This is a genomic window from Buttiauxella izardii (assembly GCF_003601925.1).
Classification (GTDB): domain Bacteria; phylum Pseudomonadota; class Gammaproteobacteria; order Enterobacterales; family Enterobacteriaceae; genus Buttiauxella; species Buttiauxella izardii.
Map to the genome: position 1 here is coordinate 351,853 of NZ_QZWH01000006.1, position 15,964 is coordinate 367,816.

General features: G+C 48.3%; 12 protein-coding genes and 1 pseudogene. 9 read left to right on the forward strand and 4 right to left on the reverse strand.

What is annotated here, in order from left to right; translation table 11 throughout:
- Window positions 1-9: 9 nt before the first annotated feature.
- The gene (locus D6029_RS04825; RefSeq protein ID WP_120063667.1) at window positions 10-1,020 is read left to right on the forward strand and encodes an NAD-dependent epimerase; all 1,011 of its coding nucleotides are present in this window, start codon (window positions 10-12) and stop codon (window positions 1,018-1,020) included.
- 125 nt (window positions 1,021-1,145) lie between these two features.
- On the opposite strand, the gene hns is transcribed toward D6029_RS04825, so the two are convergent.
- A complete protein-coding gene (hns, locus tag D6029_RS04830; protein WP_120063668.1) occupies window positions 1,146-1,556 on the reverse strand; it encodes a histone-like nucleoid-structuring protein H-NS in 411 nt (136 codons plus the stop codon).
- 552 nt (window positions 1,557-2,108) lie between these two features.
- Here hns and tdk point away from each other — a divergent pair.
- A complete protein-coding gene (gene tdk, locus D6029_RS04835) occupies window positions 2,109-2,714 on the forward strand; it encodes a thymidine kinase (protein WP_120063669.1) in 606 nt (201 codons plus the stop codon).
- Between the two features lie 122 nt (window positions 2,715-2,836).
- Here tdk and adhE read toward each other — a convergent pair whose 3' ends face one another.
- A complete protein-coding gene (gene adhE, locus D6029_RS04840; RefSeq protein WP_120063670.1) occupies window positions 2,837-5,521 on the reverse strand; it encodes a bifunctional acetaldehyde-CoA/alcohol dehydrogenase in 2,685 nt (894 codons plus the stop codon).
- 479 nt (window positions 5,522-6,000) lie between these two features.
- Between adhE and D6029_RS04845 the strand changes: the two genes are divergently transcribed.
- From D6029_RS04845 to D6029_RS04875, 7 genes and pseudogenes are all read left to right on the forward strand, one after another.
- Window positions 6,001-6,648 (forward strand): YchE family NAAT transporter, encoded by a 648-nt coding sequence (locus D6029_RS04845; protein WP_120063671.1) that lies wholly within the window; start codon window positions 6,001-6,003, stop codon window positions 6,646-6,648.
- Between the two features lie 762 nt (window positions 6,649-7,410).
- A pseudogene (gene oppA / locus D6029_RS04850) lies at window positions 7,411-9,046 on the forward strand (oligopeptide ABC transporter substrate-binding protein OppA).
- 94 nt (window positions 9,047-9,140) lie between these two features.
- Window positions 9,141-10,061 (forward strand): oligopeptide ABC transporter permease OppB, encoded by a 921-nt coding sequence (oppB, locus tag D6029_RS04855; protein WP_120063673.1) that lies wholly within the window; start codon window positions 9,141-9,143, stop codon window positions 10,059-10,061.
- A gap of 17 nt (window positions 10,062-10,078) precedes the next feature.
- Window positions 10,079-10,987 carry an oligopeptide ABC transporter permease OppC gene (gene oppC, locus D6029_RS04860; RefSeq protein WP_120063761.1) on the forward strand — a complete coding sequence of 303 codons (909 nt, stop codon included), beginning with the start codon at window positions 10,079-10,081 and terminating at the stop codon, window positions 10,985-10,987.
- Window positions 10,988-10,998: 11 nt separating this feature from the next.
- Window positions 10,999-12,012: an ABC transporter ATP-binding protein gene (gene oppD, locus D6029_RS04865; protein ID WP_120063674.1), complete on the forward strand. Its 1,014-nt coding sequence runs from the start codon at window positions 10,999-11,001 to the stop codon at window positions 12,010-12,012.
- Window positions 12,009-13,013 (forward strand): murein tripeptide/oligopeptide ABC transporter ATP binding protein OppF, encoded by a 1,005-nt coding sequence (gene oppF / locus D6029_RS04870; RefSeq protein ID WP_120063675.1) that lies wholly within the window; start codon window positions 12,009-12,011, stop codon window positions 13,011-13,013. The genes oppD and oppF overlap by 4 nt, the downstream gene beginning before the upstream one ends.
- An 18-nt stretch (window positions 13,014-13,031) precedes the next feature.
- A complete protein-coding gene (locus tag D6029_RS04875; protein ID WP_418230243.1) occupies window positions 13,032-13,916 on the forward strand; it encodes an ion transporter in 885 nt (294 codons plus the stop codon).
- A gap of 96 nt (window positions 13,917-14,012) precedes the next feature.
- On the opposite strand, the gene D6029_RS04880 is transcribed toward D6029_RS04875, so the two are convergent.
- On the reverse strand, window positions 14,013-14,342 hold the full coding sequence (locus tag D6029_RS04880; protein ID WP_034494996.1) for an HI1450 family dsDNA-mimic protein: 330 nt from the start codon (window positions 14,340-14,342) through the stop codon (window positions 14,013-14,015).
- Between the two features lie 37 nt (window positions 14,343-14,379).
- Window positions 14,380-15,840: a cardiolipin synthase gene (gene cls, locus D6029_RS04885; RefSeq protein ID WP_115629003.1), complete on the reverse strand. Its 1,461-nt coding sequence runs from the start codon at window positions 15,838-15,840 to the stop codon at window positions 14,380-14,382.
- Window positions 15,841-15,964: the final 124 nt, after the last annotated feature.

Sequence of the window (15,964 nt, forward strand, 5' to 3'; positions counted from 1 at the left end):
GAGGTTAGTATGAAATTTTTGGTTACCGGCGCAGCAGGCTTTATTGGATTCCATGTCAGCGAACGTTTGCTTAACGCCGGTCACCAGGTTATCGGTATTGATAACCTGAATGACTATTATGACGTCAATCTCAAGCAAGCTCGTCTCGATCTCCTCACTCCTCATTCTTTGTTCCGCTTCGAAAAAATTGACCTCGCCGATCGCGTCGCTATGGCGGAATTATTTGCCACAGAGAAATTCGATCGTGTGATTCATCTTGCGGCGCAGGCTGGTGTACGTTATTCCATCGATAACCCTCATGCTTATGCGGACTCAAACCTGACCGGGCATTTAAATGTTCTGGAAGGATGCCGTCATAATAAAGTAGGGCATTTGTTATATGCGTCATCCAGCTCAGTATATGGCCTGAATCGCAAACTCCCGTTCTCAACTGATGACAGCGTTGATCATCCAATTTCTTTATATGCGGCAACCAAAAAAGCGAACGAGTTGATGTCCCATACCTACTCGCACTTATATGGATTGCCGACGACAGGATTGCGATTCTTCACCGTTTATGGCCCTTGGGGTCGCCCGGATATGGCGCTATTTAAATTCACCCGTGCGATTGTCGAAGGGAAGAGTATCGATGTTTATAATCATGGTCAGATGCGCCGTGATTTTACTTATATTGATGATATTGCCGAAGCTATTGTCCGTTTACAGGATGTTATTCCACAGGCAGATTCTGAATGGACAGTAGAACAAGGCACCCCAGCGACGAGCTCTGCGCCTTACCGGGTTTATAACATCGGTAATAGTAACCCTGTTACTTTGATGGATTATATTACAGCGCTGGAAACCTCTTTAGGCAAAGTGGCCCAGAAGAATATGTTACCCATGCAACCAGGTGACGTACTGGAAACCAGCGCTGATACACAGGCGTTATATGACGTCATTGGCTTCAAGCCACAGACCTCGGTCCAGAAAGGCGTACAGAGCTTCGTAGACTGGTACAAAGCATTCTATAAAGTTAGCTGAAACACAGAATGCTCGAATCGTGAAATGAAAAAGGAAGCTGAGCTTCCTTTTTTTCTATGTGGCAAAACCCTAAAAACAAAAATCCCGCCGAAGCGGGATTTAATAAGCAGCACTAAAAGCAAAAATTAGGCAATCAGGAAGTCTTCCAGTTTCTTGCCTTGTTCTTCCATTGCTTTTTTGATTACTGCTGGAGTACGGCCCTGACCAGTCCAGGTTTTGTTTTCGCCGTTCTCATCGATGTAGTGATATTTAGCAGGGCGCGCAGCGCGTTTTGCTTTGCCTGCAGATTTAACAGCAGCCATGCTATTCAGCAATTCATTCGGGTCAATGCCGTCAGCGATCAGCATTTCACGGTATTGTTGCAGTTTACGAGTGCGTTCTTCAATTTCTGCTGCAGCAGCATTATCTTCTTCACGACGTTCGTTAACAACAACTTCTAATTTTTCCAGCATTTCTTCCAGCGTTTCCAGAGTACATTCTCTAGCTTGTGCACGAAGAGTACGGATGTTGTTCAGAATTTTAAGTGCTTCGCTCATTTTAGTAATCTCAATCTTATATTGATGGTTGGCTTGTTGGGCTAATAATAGAGGCTTAAATTAACTTCTGCAATAGGGGATAATGTAAGGAATCTAAAATTCCATAATATTTTGTCGATTTATAAAAGCGTATTAACTTAAATTTCGACTTACATGTGGACTAAGAAAACGTGGATAACTCAATTTTTCTTCAACAACCCTGATAGTCTCAGGGGTTGTTAGAGCAGTAAATTGAGACTTGAGAGCATTAATGGTGAAATATCAACCTTTGGTATTATTGCCTGACACAAGGGATATTCTTAATAGATCATTATTATTAGTGATTCAGTGGTTACATCTGAATAGCATTGAAAACTCTTAAAACTCCGCAAGTTAAGTGCTTCGTGATGACCATCAAACAACGGATTCGCTTAACCATTTCGCTAAGAGATTTATATATCATATGAATCATGCAGGAATTTTTCTTACCTCGTTCAGGTAACGCAACTCTCTGACGGCTTATGATATAATCCGTGTTAATAATATTTACATTTTACTCAGGCTAGCTGACCAATGGCACAACTCTACTTTTACTATTCCGCAATGAATGCGGGGAAATCCACTGCATTACTGCAATCCTCATACAACTATCAAGAGCGCGGAATGCGCACCTTGGTGTATACCGCAGAAATTGACAATCGATTTGGCTCCGGAAAAGTGAGTTCACGCATAGGTTTGTCATCTCCTGCCAAGCTTTACAATGAATCAACTCAATTATTCGATGATATCCGCGATGAGCATAATCGTGATGCCGTGCATTGTGTTCTGGTTGATGAGTGCCAATTTTTGACACGAGATCAAGTTCTGGCGTTATCGGATGTTGTCGATGAACTGGATATTCCTGTTCTATGTTATGGATTGCGTACCGACTTCCAGGGCGAATTATTCGGCGGGAGCCAATATTTATTAGCGTGGTCAGATAAGCTGGTTGAATTAAAGACGATCTGTTTCTGTGGTCGTAAAGCGAGCATGGTATTGCGTCTTGATCAGGAAGGCCGCCCATATAATCAAGGGGCGCAGGTGGTTATTGGTGGTAATGAGCGTTATGTGTCGGTGTGCAGGAAGCATTACAAAGAAGCGCTGCAAAAAGGCACGCTAGAAGGCATTCAGAGCGTATAAAAATCCAAAGGAGGGGGAGAGCCAGGCTTTTCCCTTCAACACTGTAAAATGTGGCGTGTAGCGATTTCAAAATTCAGACATAAAAAAACCCGCCGAAGCGGGTTTTTTATTAGGCTTTACAATTAAGCGGTTTTCTTCGCTTTCTTGTCAGCTTTAGCGGCAGGAGCTGCTGCTTTAGCTGGCGCTGCTTCGTTGCCTTCTTCGGAGAATTCACGACCGTAGAAGGTATCCATCAGAATTTGTTTCAGTTCAGAGATCAGTGGGTAACGTGGGTTAGCACCGGTACACTGGTCATCGAACGCATCTTCAGACAGTTTATCAACGTGAGCCAGGAAGTCAGCTTCCTGAACGCCTGCTTCGCGGATGGACTTAGGAATACCCAGTTCAGCCTTGATGCTATCCAACCATGCCAGCAGTTTCTCGATCTTAGCAGCAGTACGGTCGCCCGGTGCGCTCAGACCCAGATGGTCTGCGATTTCAGCATAACGACGACGCGCTTGTGGGCGGTCATACTGGCTGAATGCAGTCTGTTTAGTTGGGTTGTCGTTCGCGTTATAACGGATAACGTTAGAAATCAACAGGGCGTTCGCCAGACCGTGAGGAATGTGGAACTGTGAACCCAGTTTGTGAGCCATTGAGTGACACACACCCAGGAAGGCGTTCGCAAACGCGATACCCGCGATGGTCGCAGCGTTGTGTACACGCTCACGAGCAACTGGGTTTTTAGAGCCTTCGTTGTAAGATGCTGGCAGGTTTTCTTTCAGCAGTTTCAGCGCTTGCAGAGCCTGACCGTCAGAGAATTCGCTCGCCAGTACAGAAACGTAAGCTTCCAGTGCGTGGGTCACGGCATCCAGACCACCGAATGCACACAGGGACTTAGGCATATCCATCACCAGGTTGGCATCAACAATCGCCATATCTGGAGTCAGAGCATAGTCAGCCAGTGGGTATTTCTGACCAGTCGCATCATCAGTTACAACAGCAAACGGAGTCACTTCTGAACCAGTACCTGAAGTGGTAGTAACCGCGATCATTTTCGCTTTTACGCCCATTTTCGGGAACTTGTAGATACGCTTACGGATGTCCATGAAGCGCAGTGCCAGTTCTTCGAAGTGAGTTTCTGGGTGCTCGTACATAACCCACATGATTTTAGCAGCATCCATTGGAGAGCCGCCACCCAGCGCGATAATCACGTCTGGTTTGAAGGAGTTAGCCAGTTCTGCACCTTTACGAACTACGGTCAGAGTTGGATCAGCTTCTACTTCGAAGAAGACTTCAGTTTCAACGCCAGCTGCTTTCAGAACAGAAGTGATCTGGTCTGCATAGCCGTTGTTGAACAGGAAACGGTCGGTAACGATCATCGCACGTTTGTGACCATCAGTAATCACTTCGTCCAGCGCGATTGGCAGTGAGCCACGGCGGAAGTAGATAGATTTCGGAAGTTTATGCCACAACATGTTCTCAGCTCGCTTAGCAACGGTTTTCTTGTTGATCAGGTGCTTAGGACCCACGTTTTCAGAGATGGAGTTACCACCCCATGAACCACAACCCAGAGTCAGGGAAGGCGCGAGTTTGAAGTTGTACAGGTCACCGATACCACCCTGTGAAGCAGGGGTGTTGATCAGGATACGTGCAGTTTTCATTTTGTCGCCGAAGTGCTTAACGCGCTCTGGCTGGTTGTCCTGGTCTGTGTACAGGCAAGAGGTGTGGCCGATGCCGCCCATCTCAACCAGTTTTTCAGCCTTAACAACGGCATCTTCGAAGCTCTTAGCACGGTACATAGCCAGAGTTGGAGACAGTTTTTCGTGAGCAAATGGCTCAGATTCGTCAACAACGCTAACTTCACCAATCAGAATCTTGGTGTCAGCCGGTACGGTGAAGCCTGCCAGTTCAGCAATTTTAGTTGCTGGCTGACCCACGATAGCTGCGTTCAGCGCGCCGTTTTTCAGAATGATGTTCTGAACAGCTTTCAGCTCTTGACCCTGCAGCATGTAGCCGCCGTGGGATGCAAAACGCTCGCGCACTGCATCATATGCAGAGTCAACAACGATAACTGATTGCTCGGAAGCACAAATTACGCCGTTATCGAAGGTTTTAGACATCAGGATAGAAGCAACAACACGTTTGATGTCGGCAGTTTCGTCAACAACAACTGGAGTGTTACCTGCGCCAACGCCGATTGCTGGTTTACCGGAGCTGTATGCTGCTTTAACCATGCCTGGACCACCGGTTGCCAGAATCATGTTGATATCTGGGTGGTGCATCAAAGCGTTAGACAGTTCGACAGATGGCTGGTCAATCCAACCGATCAGATCTTTAGGTGCACCCGCAGCGATCGCAGCTTGCAGAACGATGTCTGCTGCTTTATTGGTCGCGTCTTTTGCACGTGGGTGTGGAGAGAAGATGATCGCGTTACGAGTCTTCAGGCTGATCAGAGACTTAAAGATAGCCGTTGAAGTTGGGTTAGTCGTTGGCACGATACCGCAGATGATACCGATTGGCTCAGCGATAGTGATAGTCCCGAAAGTCTGGTCTTCAGACAGAACACCACAGGTCTTTTCATCTTTATAGGCGTTGTAGATATACTCTGAAGCAAAGTGGTTTTTGATCACTTTATCTTCAACGATACCCATGCCAGATTCGGCAACGGCCAGTTTCGCGAGAGGGATTCGAGCATCGGCAGCTGCCAGAGCGGCGGCGCGGAAGATTTTATCTACTTGCTCTTGAGTAAAGTTGGCATATTCACGCTGGGCTTTCTTGACGCGCTCTACAAGTGCGTTAAGTTCCGCGACATTAGTTACAGCCATAATGCTCTCCTGATAATGTTAAACTCTTTTAGTAAATGAGCTGCTCGAGACGACAGTATAGTCAGCGGGCAACAGCTTGCGTAAAACACGAGCCACGACTATCCAAAAACTTCCCAAAACGCCTTGCTGATTTACTAAAAGAGCCTTATCGAAAAAACCTATTCATGGTCTGAATCATACGCTCTTCAGATGTATCCAAGAGTACTCACTTCTGAGTAGGTTTTTTGTGATGTAAATCACATTATCCTAAGGCTGACTCCATTCAGCATGACAGATTCAGGTTACTGATAAATCTTTAAAATTTTAGTCACAGCATAGACAAAACAAACTACCATATTTTCAACAAGTGGGTAACAATATTGATTAATATCGCATTTGTTCATAAAAGTAGTTATCTATGCTGCGAATGGGCGTAGCGCCAACACCGGTTTTCCATTACATTACGCCGGCCTTTGCTACGTTCATTTGCGGAGTTTTTAGTGGCTCAATCCTTGTTTGATTTGCCGACCTATTTTAAGTTCTTTATTGGCTTGTTCGCGCTGGTAAACCCGGTGGGGATCATTCCTGTCTTTATTAGCATGACCAGCTACCAAACCGCTGTAGCGAGGAATAAAACCAACCTTACCGCCAATCTTTCAGTTGCTATCATTTTATGGACATCGTTGTTCCTCGGTGACGGCATTCTGCAATTATTCGGGATATCAATAGATTCCTTCCGTATTGCTGGCGGCATTCTGGTCGTGACTATCGCGATGTCGATGATTAGCGGCAAGCTCGGGGAAGATAAACAGAACAAACAAGAAAAGTCAGAAAGCGCTATTCGTGAAAGCGTCGGCGTGGTTCCTCTGGCATTACCATTAATGGCAGGGCCGGGGGCCATCAGTTCCACCATTGTTTGGGGAACTCGCTACCATAGCTGGAACTATTTAATCGGTTTTACGATAGCAATTGCGTTGTTTGCGTTCTGTTGCTGGCTGGTGTTCCGTCTGGCACCCTGGTTGGTCAGACTGCTTGGGCAAACGGGTATTAACGTCATCACCCGTATTATGGGACTGTTATTGATGGCTCTGGGGATTGAATTTATCGTCACCGGGATGAAAAGCATCTTCCCAGGCCTGCTAAGCTAGATCTGCTGAATCTGACATATGAAAAAGCAGAATAACCATTCTGCTTTTTTCTTGTTAACTTCCCACCACGTTCATGTGTTAATCACATTTCCGCACGGTATTTAAATCAAATCACTCATAAGAAAATGCTTTGGAAACGAGGCATTAGCTGCCTGCATTTTCTTTCGCTGTACATAAAACTCACAATCACACCGTTATTTCACTCACACTACACAATGATACTTGCTGACGCTTTATTGAGATGATATTAGTAAATCATGCTCTCTTGTAGACGAATGTGCTAAAAAGTGACCGATTGTTAAGTTTTTGTGAATTGCCATGTGGTGTGATGAAACTGGAAAGTCGTAGCCTAATCTCTTGTCACTATTTCTTTTATTTTTAATCAGTTAACGAGAAGATTTGTACCGGCGCAATACCGATACAAATCTGATACTGGAAAGATAAAGGAGAAATGGTTAACAAATTTGCAAATTGTATTGGCGAGCATCAGGCGCTTTTGATACTTTCCGGGCAACACAATTATCTGAAAATTGTTTCAATTACAGATGACTCATCAATATCAACCTGAGAACAGGGTAGGTTGATTAAGAATCGACGGAGCAGGGCGCCAATAAGAGCGTCCCCCAAATAAAGTCGGTGATAGCAAGTAACACAGAAGAACAACCTGGCAGTTGCATACGCTCTTGCGCTGTTAAGGAACCCCCAAGAGGGGAAGAGGCTGGCTTTCGGGTCGGTAATTATAATGAGTGGAGTATCAACACAATGTCCATCATCACAAAAAAAAAGTCTGGTAGCAGCAAGTATTTTATCCGCGCTAATCGTAGGCAATGTGGCCATGGCGGCCGAAGTTCCTGCAGGTGTTCAACTGTCAGAAAAGCAAACGTTGATTCGCAATAACGGTGCTGAACCACAGTCTCTGGACCCAAACAAAATTGAAGGTGTTCCTGAGTCAAACGTCAGCCGTGATCTGTTTGAAGGTTTACTGATCACTTCTCCGAAAGACGGCCACCCAATTCCGGGTGTTGCAGAGTCCTGGGATAATAAAGATTTTAAAGTCTGGACCTTCCATCTGCGTAAAGATGCGAAATGGTCTAATGGCGAACCTGTCACAGCACAAGATTTTGTATATAGCTGGCAGCGTCTGGTTGATCCTAACACCGCTTCTCCATACGCAAGCTACCCGCAATACGGCCATATCGTAAACGTTGATGCCATCATCGACGGCAAAATGAAACCAAGTGAATTGGGCGTTAAAGCCATTGACGACCACACTCTGGAAGTCACGCTGAGCGAGCCTGTTCCTTACTTCTACAAACTTCTGGTTAACCCGGCGATGTCCCCGGTGAATAAAACCGCCATTGAGAAGTTTGGTGAGAAGTGGACCCAACCAGCTAACATCGTGAGCAACGGTGCTTATAAACTGAAAGATTGGGTTGTTAACGAACGCATCGTCATGGAGCGTAATACTAATTATTGGGATAACGCGAAAACCGTTATTTCACAAATTACCTATCTGCCAATTTCTTCGGAAGTGACGGATGTTAACCGCTACCGCAGCGGCGAAATTGACATGACCTATAACAACTTGCCAATCGAGTTGTTCCAGAAGCTGAAAAAAGAAATCCCAGCTGAAGTTCACGTTGATCCCTATCTGTGTACTTACTACTACGAAATCAACAACCAGAAAGCGCCATTCAATGATGTACGCGTTCGTACCGCTCTGAAACTGGGCCTGGATCGTGACATCATCGTCAATAAAGTGAAGGCACAGGGCGACTTGCCTGCTTATGGTTACACGCCTCCTTATGCTGATGGTGCGAAACTGACTAAACCTGAGTGGTTCTCATGGACTCAGGAAAAACGTAACGAAGAAGCTAAGAAATTGCTGGCTGAAGCGGGTTACACCAAAGACAAGCCGCTGACCTTCGACTTGCTGTACAACACTTCCGATCTGCATAAGAAACTGGCTATCGCTGCCGCTTCTATCTGGCAGAAAAACCTCGGTGTGAATGTGAAGCTGGTAAACCAGGAATGGAAAACCTTCCTCGATACGCGTCACCAGGGTAACTACAACGTTGCGCGTGCTGGCTGGTGTGCGGATTACAACGAACCGACTTCCTTCCTGAACACCATGTTGTCTGGCAGCTCCATGAACACTGCGCATTATAAGAGCCCGGCCTTTGACGCTATCATGGCGGAATCGCTGAAAGCGACTGATGATGCACAACGTGCTGCTGCATACGATAAAGCGGAACAGCAATTGGGCAAAGATTCTGCCATCGTTCCGGTGTATTACTACGTGAACGCCCGTCTGGTGAAACCATGGGTTGGCGGTTATACCGGCAAAGACCCGATGGATAATATCTACACCAAAGATATGTATATCATTAAACATTAATGGCAATTCGTGGGGCAAATTTGTGGGTTAGCAAATTTGCCCCATCGTGTCTTATTCATCACTACTTAAAGGCACACGCCAGAAGGTACGGGCAATGTTGAAATTTATTCTACGTCGTTGTCTGGAAGCAATTCCGACACTTTTTATTCTAATAACAATTTCATTCTTCATGATGCGCCTTGCGCCTGGTAGCCCATTCACCAGCGAACGCGCACTGCCGCCGGAAGTTATGGCGAACATTGAAGCCAAATATCATTTAAACGATCCGATCACCACGCAGTATTTCAGCTACCTGAAACAACTGGCGCACGGTGATTTTGGCCCGTCATTTAAATATAAAGATTATTCAGTAAACGATCTGGTTGCCTCAAGCTTCCCTGTCTCCGCCAAATTAGGCGCAGCCGCATTTATCTTTGCCGTCGTTTTAGGCGTATTTGCAGGGGTGATAGCCGCACTGAATCAAAATACCAAATGGGATTACGCCGTAATGGGAATCGCCATGACCGGGGTCGTTATCCCCAGTTTCGTGGTTGCCCCGTTACTGGTTCTGATATTCGCGATAACGCTCAAGTGGCTACCCGGAGGCGGGTGGAACGGAGGCGCCATTCAATACATGATCCTGCCGATGGTCGCGTTGTCTTTGGCTTATATCGCCAGTATCGCGCGTATCACTCGTGGCTCGATGATTGAAGTTCTGCACTCTAACTTTATCCGTACCGCACGTGCGAAAGGGTTGCCGATGCGCCGCATTATTTTGCGCCACGCGTTGAAACCTGCACTGTTACCTGTTCTGTCTTACTTAGGCCCAGCTTTCGTCGGTATCATTACAGGTTCAATGGTTATCGAAACCATTTACGGCTTACCGGGTATCGGCCAGTTGTTCGTCAACGGAGCGTTGAACCGTGACTATTCATTGGTTCTGAGCCTGACCATTCTGGTCGGTGCGCTGACTATTCTCTTTAACGCGATTGTTGATGTGCTGTATGCCGTTATCGATCCGAAAATCCGTTACTGACGCTGGAGTACGCCATGATGTTGAGTAGTAAGAAAAACAGCGAGGCGCTGGAAAACTTCAGTGAAAAACTTGAAGTAGAAGGCCGTAGCCTTTGGCAAGATGCCCGTCGCCGTTTTATGCATAACCGTGCCGCGGTGGCGAGTCTGATTGTGCTGGCATTTATCGCGCTGTTCGTGACCTTCGCACCGATGCTGTCACAGTTTAGTTATTTTGATACCGACTGGGGAATGATGTCCGCCGCACCGGATATGACCTCTGGTCACTATTTTGGGACGGACTCCTCGGGACGTGACCTGTTAGTTCGTGTCGCTATCGGTGGTCGTATTTCATTGATGGTAGGCGTTGCAGCGGCCCTGGTCGCCGTTGTCGTCGGGACGTTATACGGTTCTATGGCGGGTTATCTGGGCGGCAAAACCGACTCCGTGATGATGCGTCTGCTGGAAATCCTCAACTCCTTCCCGTTCATGTTCTTCGTGATTTTGCTGGTGACCTTCTTTGGGCAAAACATCCTGCTGATCTTCGTGGCAATCGGGATGGTTTCCTGGCTGGATATGGCGCGTATCGTTCGTGGCCAGACCCTCAGCCTGAAACGTAAAGAGTTCATCGAAGCGGCTCAAGTCGGTGGGGTTTCTACGGCGAATATCGTCGTTCGTCACATCGTGCCAAACGTGCTGGGCGTTGTTGTGGTTTACGCTTCGCTACTGGTGCCAAGCATGATTCTGTTCGAATCCTTCCTGAGCTTCCTTGGTCTTGGTACACAAGAGCCGTTAAGTAGCTGGGGCGCATTGCTGAGTGATGGCGCAAACTCGATGGAAGTTTCACCGTGGCTGTTGATGTTCCCGGCAGGCTTCCTCGTCATTACCTTGTTCTGTTTCAACTTTATCGGCGATGGTTTGCGTGATGCCCTCGACCCGAAAGATCGTTAAGGAGTACCGCTATGAGCACAATTGAAAATCCTGCGGTGGTGACTCCACTGAACGCGACTTCTGCGTTATTAGACGTAAAAGATTTGCGCGTCACCTTCGGTACGCCAGACGGTGATGTTACTGCGGTAAACGATCTGAACTTCAGCCTGAAAGCCGGTGAAACGCTGGGTATCGTAGGCGAATCTGGTTCCGGTAAATCGCAAACTGCTTTCGCCCTGATGGGCTTGCTGGCGGCGAATGGCCGTATCGGCGGCTCAGCAAAATTCAACGGCAAAGAGATCCTGAACCTGCCTGAAAGCCAGCTTAACCGCCTGCGTGCAGAACAGATTTCGATGATCTTCCAGGACCCAATGACGTCACTGAACCCGTACATGCGTGTCGGCGAGCAGTTGATGGAAGTGCTGATGCTGCACAAAAAATTGGGCAAAGCCGAAGCGTTTGAAGAATCCGTTCGTATGCTCGACGCGGTGAAAATGCCGGAAGCGCGTAAGCGCATGCGCATGTTCCCGCATGAGTTTTCTGGCGGGATGCGCCAGCGCGTGATGATTGCGATGGCGTTGTTATGCCGTCCGAAACTGCTGATTGCCGATGAACCAACCACTGCACTGGACGTCACCGTTCAGGCGCAAATCATGACGCTGTTAAACGAGCTGAAACGCGAATTTAACACGGCGATTATCATGATCACTCACGATCTCGGCGTGGTTGCCGGGATCTGCGACAAAGTGCTGGTGATGTACGCCGGGCGCACCATGGAATACGGCCAGGCGCGGGATGTGTTCTACAACCCGGTGCACCCATATTCTATTGGCCTGCTCAATGCGGTTCCGCGTCTGGATGCCGAAGGCGAATCCTTGCTGACCATTCCTGGTAACCCGCCAAACCTGCTGCGTTTGCCGAAGGGTTGTCCGTTCCAGCCACGTTGCCCGCACGCAATGGAAATCTGTAAAACGGCTCCGCCACTGGAGCATTTTGGTGAAGGCCGCCTGCGCGCCTGCTTTAAGCCGGTGGAGGAATTAGTATGAACGCAGTGACTGAAGAGAAAAAAGTTCTCTTAGAAATCGCCGATCTGAAAGTGCACTTTGATATCAAAGATGGCAAACAGTGGTTCTGGCAACCGTCCAAAACCCTGAAAGCTGTTGATGGTGTGACGCTGCGTTTGTACGAAGGCGAAACGCTGGGCGTGGTAGGGGAATCTGGCTGCGGAAAATCGACTTTTGCCCGCGCCATTATCGGCCTGGTTAAAGCCACCGAAGGCCGTGTGGCCTGGTTGGGTAAAGATTTGCTGGGGATGAACCCGCAAGAGTGGCGCGATGTGCGCAGCGATATCCAGATGATTTTCCAGGACCCGCTGGCTTCACTGAACCCGCGCATGAACATCGGCGATATTATTGCTGAGCCACTGCGTACGTATCACCCGAAAATGCCGCGTCAGGAAGTGCGTGACCGCGTAAAAGCGATGATGATGAAAGTCGGCTTGCTGCCAAACCTCATCAACCGTTATCCGCACGAATTCTCAGGCGGCCAGTGCCAGCGTATCGGGATTGCTCGTGCGTTGATCCTCGAGCCAAAACTGATTATCTGTGACGAACCGGTTTCGGCGCTGGACGTGTCCATTCAGGCGCAAGTTGTTAACCTGCTGCAAAAACTGCAACGTGAAATGGGGCTTTCCCTGATCTTCATCGCGCACGATTTAGCCGTGGTAAAACACATTTCCGACCGTGTTCTGGTGATGTATCTGGGCCATGCGGTGGAATTGGGGACTTACGACGAGGTTTATCACAATCCGCTGCATCCTTACACCAAAGCATTGATGTCGGCGGTGCCAATTCCTGACCCGGATCTGGAAAGAAATAAAACGATACAACTTCTTGAAGGGGAGTTGCCATCGCCGATTAACCCGCCGTCAGGCTGCGTATTCCGTACACGTTGCCCAATTGCCGGGCCAGAATGCGCGGTCACTCGGCCGGTTCTGGAGGGCAGCTTTAAGCATGCCGTTTCCTGTCTTAAGGTAGACCCGTTATAATCTCGCAGGGCTGGCATGATGCCAGCCCTTTTTGTTTGTGAGGTTACCGTGCTGATTAGTACCACGCTGATAACTACCGCGCGTAAGCAGATGTACCATCTTCTCTTTGATCAAAGAACAAAATCAGGCCGACGCTTCGAAGCATTTTGTGGCTTGCTCGCCTTACTCAGTGTGCTTGCAGTATTTGTCGAATCAGGGCTTGGCACGCAATATCATCTGACCTATGACGAATGGAAACTCTTCGTTTATCTGGAAATAGGATTCACGCTGCTCTTTACGCTGGAATATATTTTCCGGGTTTTGTGTTGGCCGAATCCGCGCAAATATGTTTTTAGCTTCTGGGGAATTATCGATCTCGCCACTATTTTGCCGTTATATGTCTTGTGGCTGTGGCCAGAAATTGGCGTCAATTATGTCTTTGCCTGGCGGGCGATGCGTGCGATACGCGTACTCAGAATCCTCAAACTCTTACGTTATATGCCCACGCTCAATACGCTGTGGCAGGCCATTACTAACGCACGGCATCAACTGATCCTGTTTTATGCGTTTATTGTGATTGTTATGGTGGTCGCAGGCGGCTTGATGTACGGCATAGAAGGGCCACCCAATGGTTTCACTACGCTCGGCACATCGGTGTATTGGGCGGTGGTCACGGTCACAACAGTGGGTTATGGCGATATCACGCCGCATACCGGAGCAGGGCGCATGGTGGCGTCGATACTGATTTTGATTGGTTACTCGGTGATTGCGATCCCGACCGGGATTATCACCGCGCATATGACCAATGAACTCCAGAAACAGCGCAATGCGCGTTCGTGTCCGAGGAGGTGCCATAAAGGCAATCACGACAGCGAGGCACGTTTCTGTAAATCGTGTGGGAGTGCGTTGCCGAAGTTATCGTAGGTCAGATAAGCGCAGCGTCATCCGACAAAACTGGTGCAAATGGCGGATGACACTAGCGCTTATCCGCCCTACAAAACTATCGACCGTGCAAAGAACTTACTCGCGCCACAGAATGTGGCAAAGCTTATGGTCTTTTTCACGGCACAGCAGGACACGGGCAAAGATATCGTTCAATTCGCCACCGTCGGTATCGGCCAGGCCAATCACCACTTCGGCGAAGAAGTCCGGGTTCAGGTCAAAATCAACGTGTTCCTGCCAGTCTTCGGCGGGGTCAAAAAGCTCAGCACCGCCACGTTCTTCAAATTGCAGGTTAAACAAAATCACGTCTGCCGGATCGAGATTATCTACCGCCAGTTCGAGAAAAATATCGTAAGCCTGCTCGAGTGTTTCATCTTCTGTCAGGCGGTTGTTCAGATCCATTTCCATCTCTATTTCCACTTATCGAGTGCTAATGCGCCACGTTTTACAGCAACGGGCTAAAGAAGTAAAACAGTCGCTCTACCACGCGCTGCCACATTGGTCGTTTCACCCACAAACGCAGGTCTACCAGCCGCGAGCGGGAGATATAGTCGTCTTGTACGGCGGCCAGATCGCTGGCAAAACCGGAGTCATCAATCACCAAAGTGATCTCAAAGTTGAGCCACAAACTGCGCATATCGAGGTTCACTGTTCCGACCAGGCTTAATTGCCCATCGACCAGCACGCTCTTGGTGTGCAGCAACCCACCTTCAAACTGATAAATCTTCACGCCAGCGGCCAGCAGTTCGGTGAAGAAGGCACGGCTCGCCCAGCCCACCAGTAACGAATCATTCTTACGCGGAATGATAATACTCACGTCCACGCCACGCTGCGCGGCGGTGCAAATCGCATGGAGCAAATCATCGCTTGGCACAAAGTACGGCGTCGTCATAATCAAATATTCACGCGCCGCATAGACCGAAGTCAGCAACGCCTGGTGAATCAGGTCTTCCGGGAAACCAGGGCCAGACGCAATGGTGTGAATAGTGTGCCCGGTAGCTTCCTCAAACGGCATGATATTGGCATCAGGAGCGGGAGGGAGAATACGTTTACCGGTTTCGATTTCCCAGTCGCAGGAATACACAATCCCCATCGCGGTGGCGACCGGGCCTTCCATACGCGCCATCAAATCTACCCATTGCCCGACGCCTGCATCTTGCTTAAAGAAGCGCGGATCCACCAGGTTCATACTGCCGGTGTAGGCAATATAGTTATCGATCATCACCATTTTGCGGTGCTGGCGTAAGTCCATGCGGCGCAGGAACACACGCATTAAATTAACTTTGAGCGCTTCAACCACTTCAACGCCCGCATTACGCATCATGTTCGCCCACGGGCTGCGGAAGAATGCGACGCTACCCGCAGAGTCGAGCATTAAGCGGCAATGAATACCACGACGCGCCGCCGCCATCAGCGATTCCGCCACCTGATCGGCCAAACCACCCGGTTGCCAGATGTAAAACACCATCTCAATGTTATGGCGTGCCAGTTGGATATCGCGAATCAACGCATGCATCGTTTCATCGGAGGTGGTGAGCAACTGAAGCTGATTGCCTTTAACGCCGCCAATCCCCTGGCGGCGTTCACATAACTGGAATAGCGATGCCGCGACTTCACTGTTTTCTTCAGCAAAAATATGTTTGCAGCTTTTAAGATCGTTAAGCCATTTGGCGGTCGATGGCCACATGGCTCGAGCGCGTTCAGCACGACGTTTACCCAGATGCAATTCGCCAAACGAGAGATAGGCGATAATCCCGACCAGCGGGAGAATATAGATAATCAGAAGCCATGCCATGGCAGAAGGAACTGCGCGACGTTTCATTAAAATGCGCAGCGTCACGCCGGCAATTAAAAGCCAGTAACCTAAAATTATCAGCCAACTAACGACTGTATAGAAGGTTGTCATAGTTCAAAAATCCTTTAGAAACCGTATGCTTTTGAGTTTACGCACAACCGCCAGATGATGACACTAAAACTAATCGTAAAACGGCTGGTCTGGCGGGAAGAAGACACTATAATGTCGCGTGTTA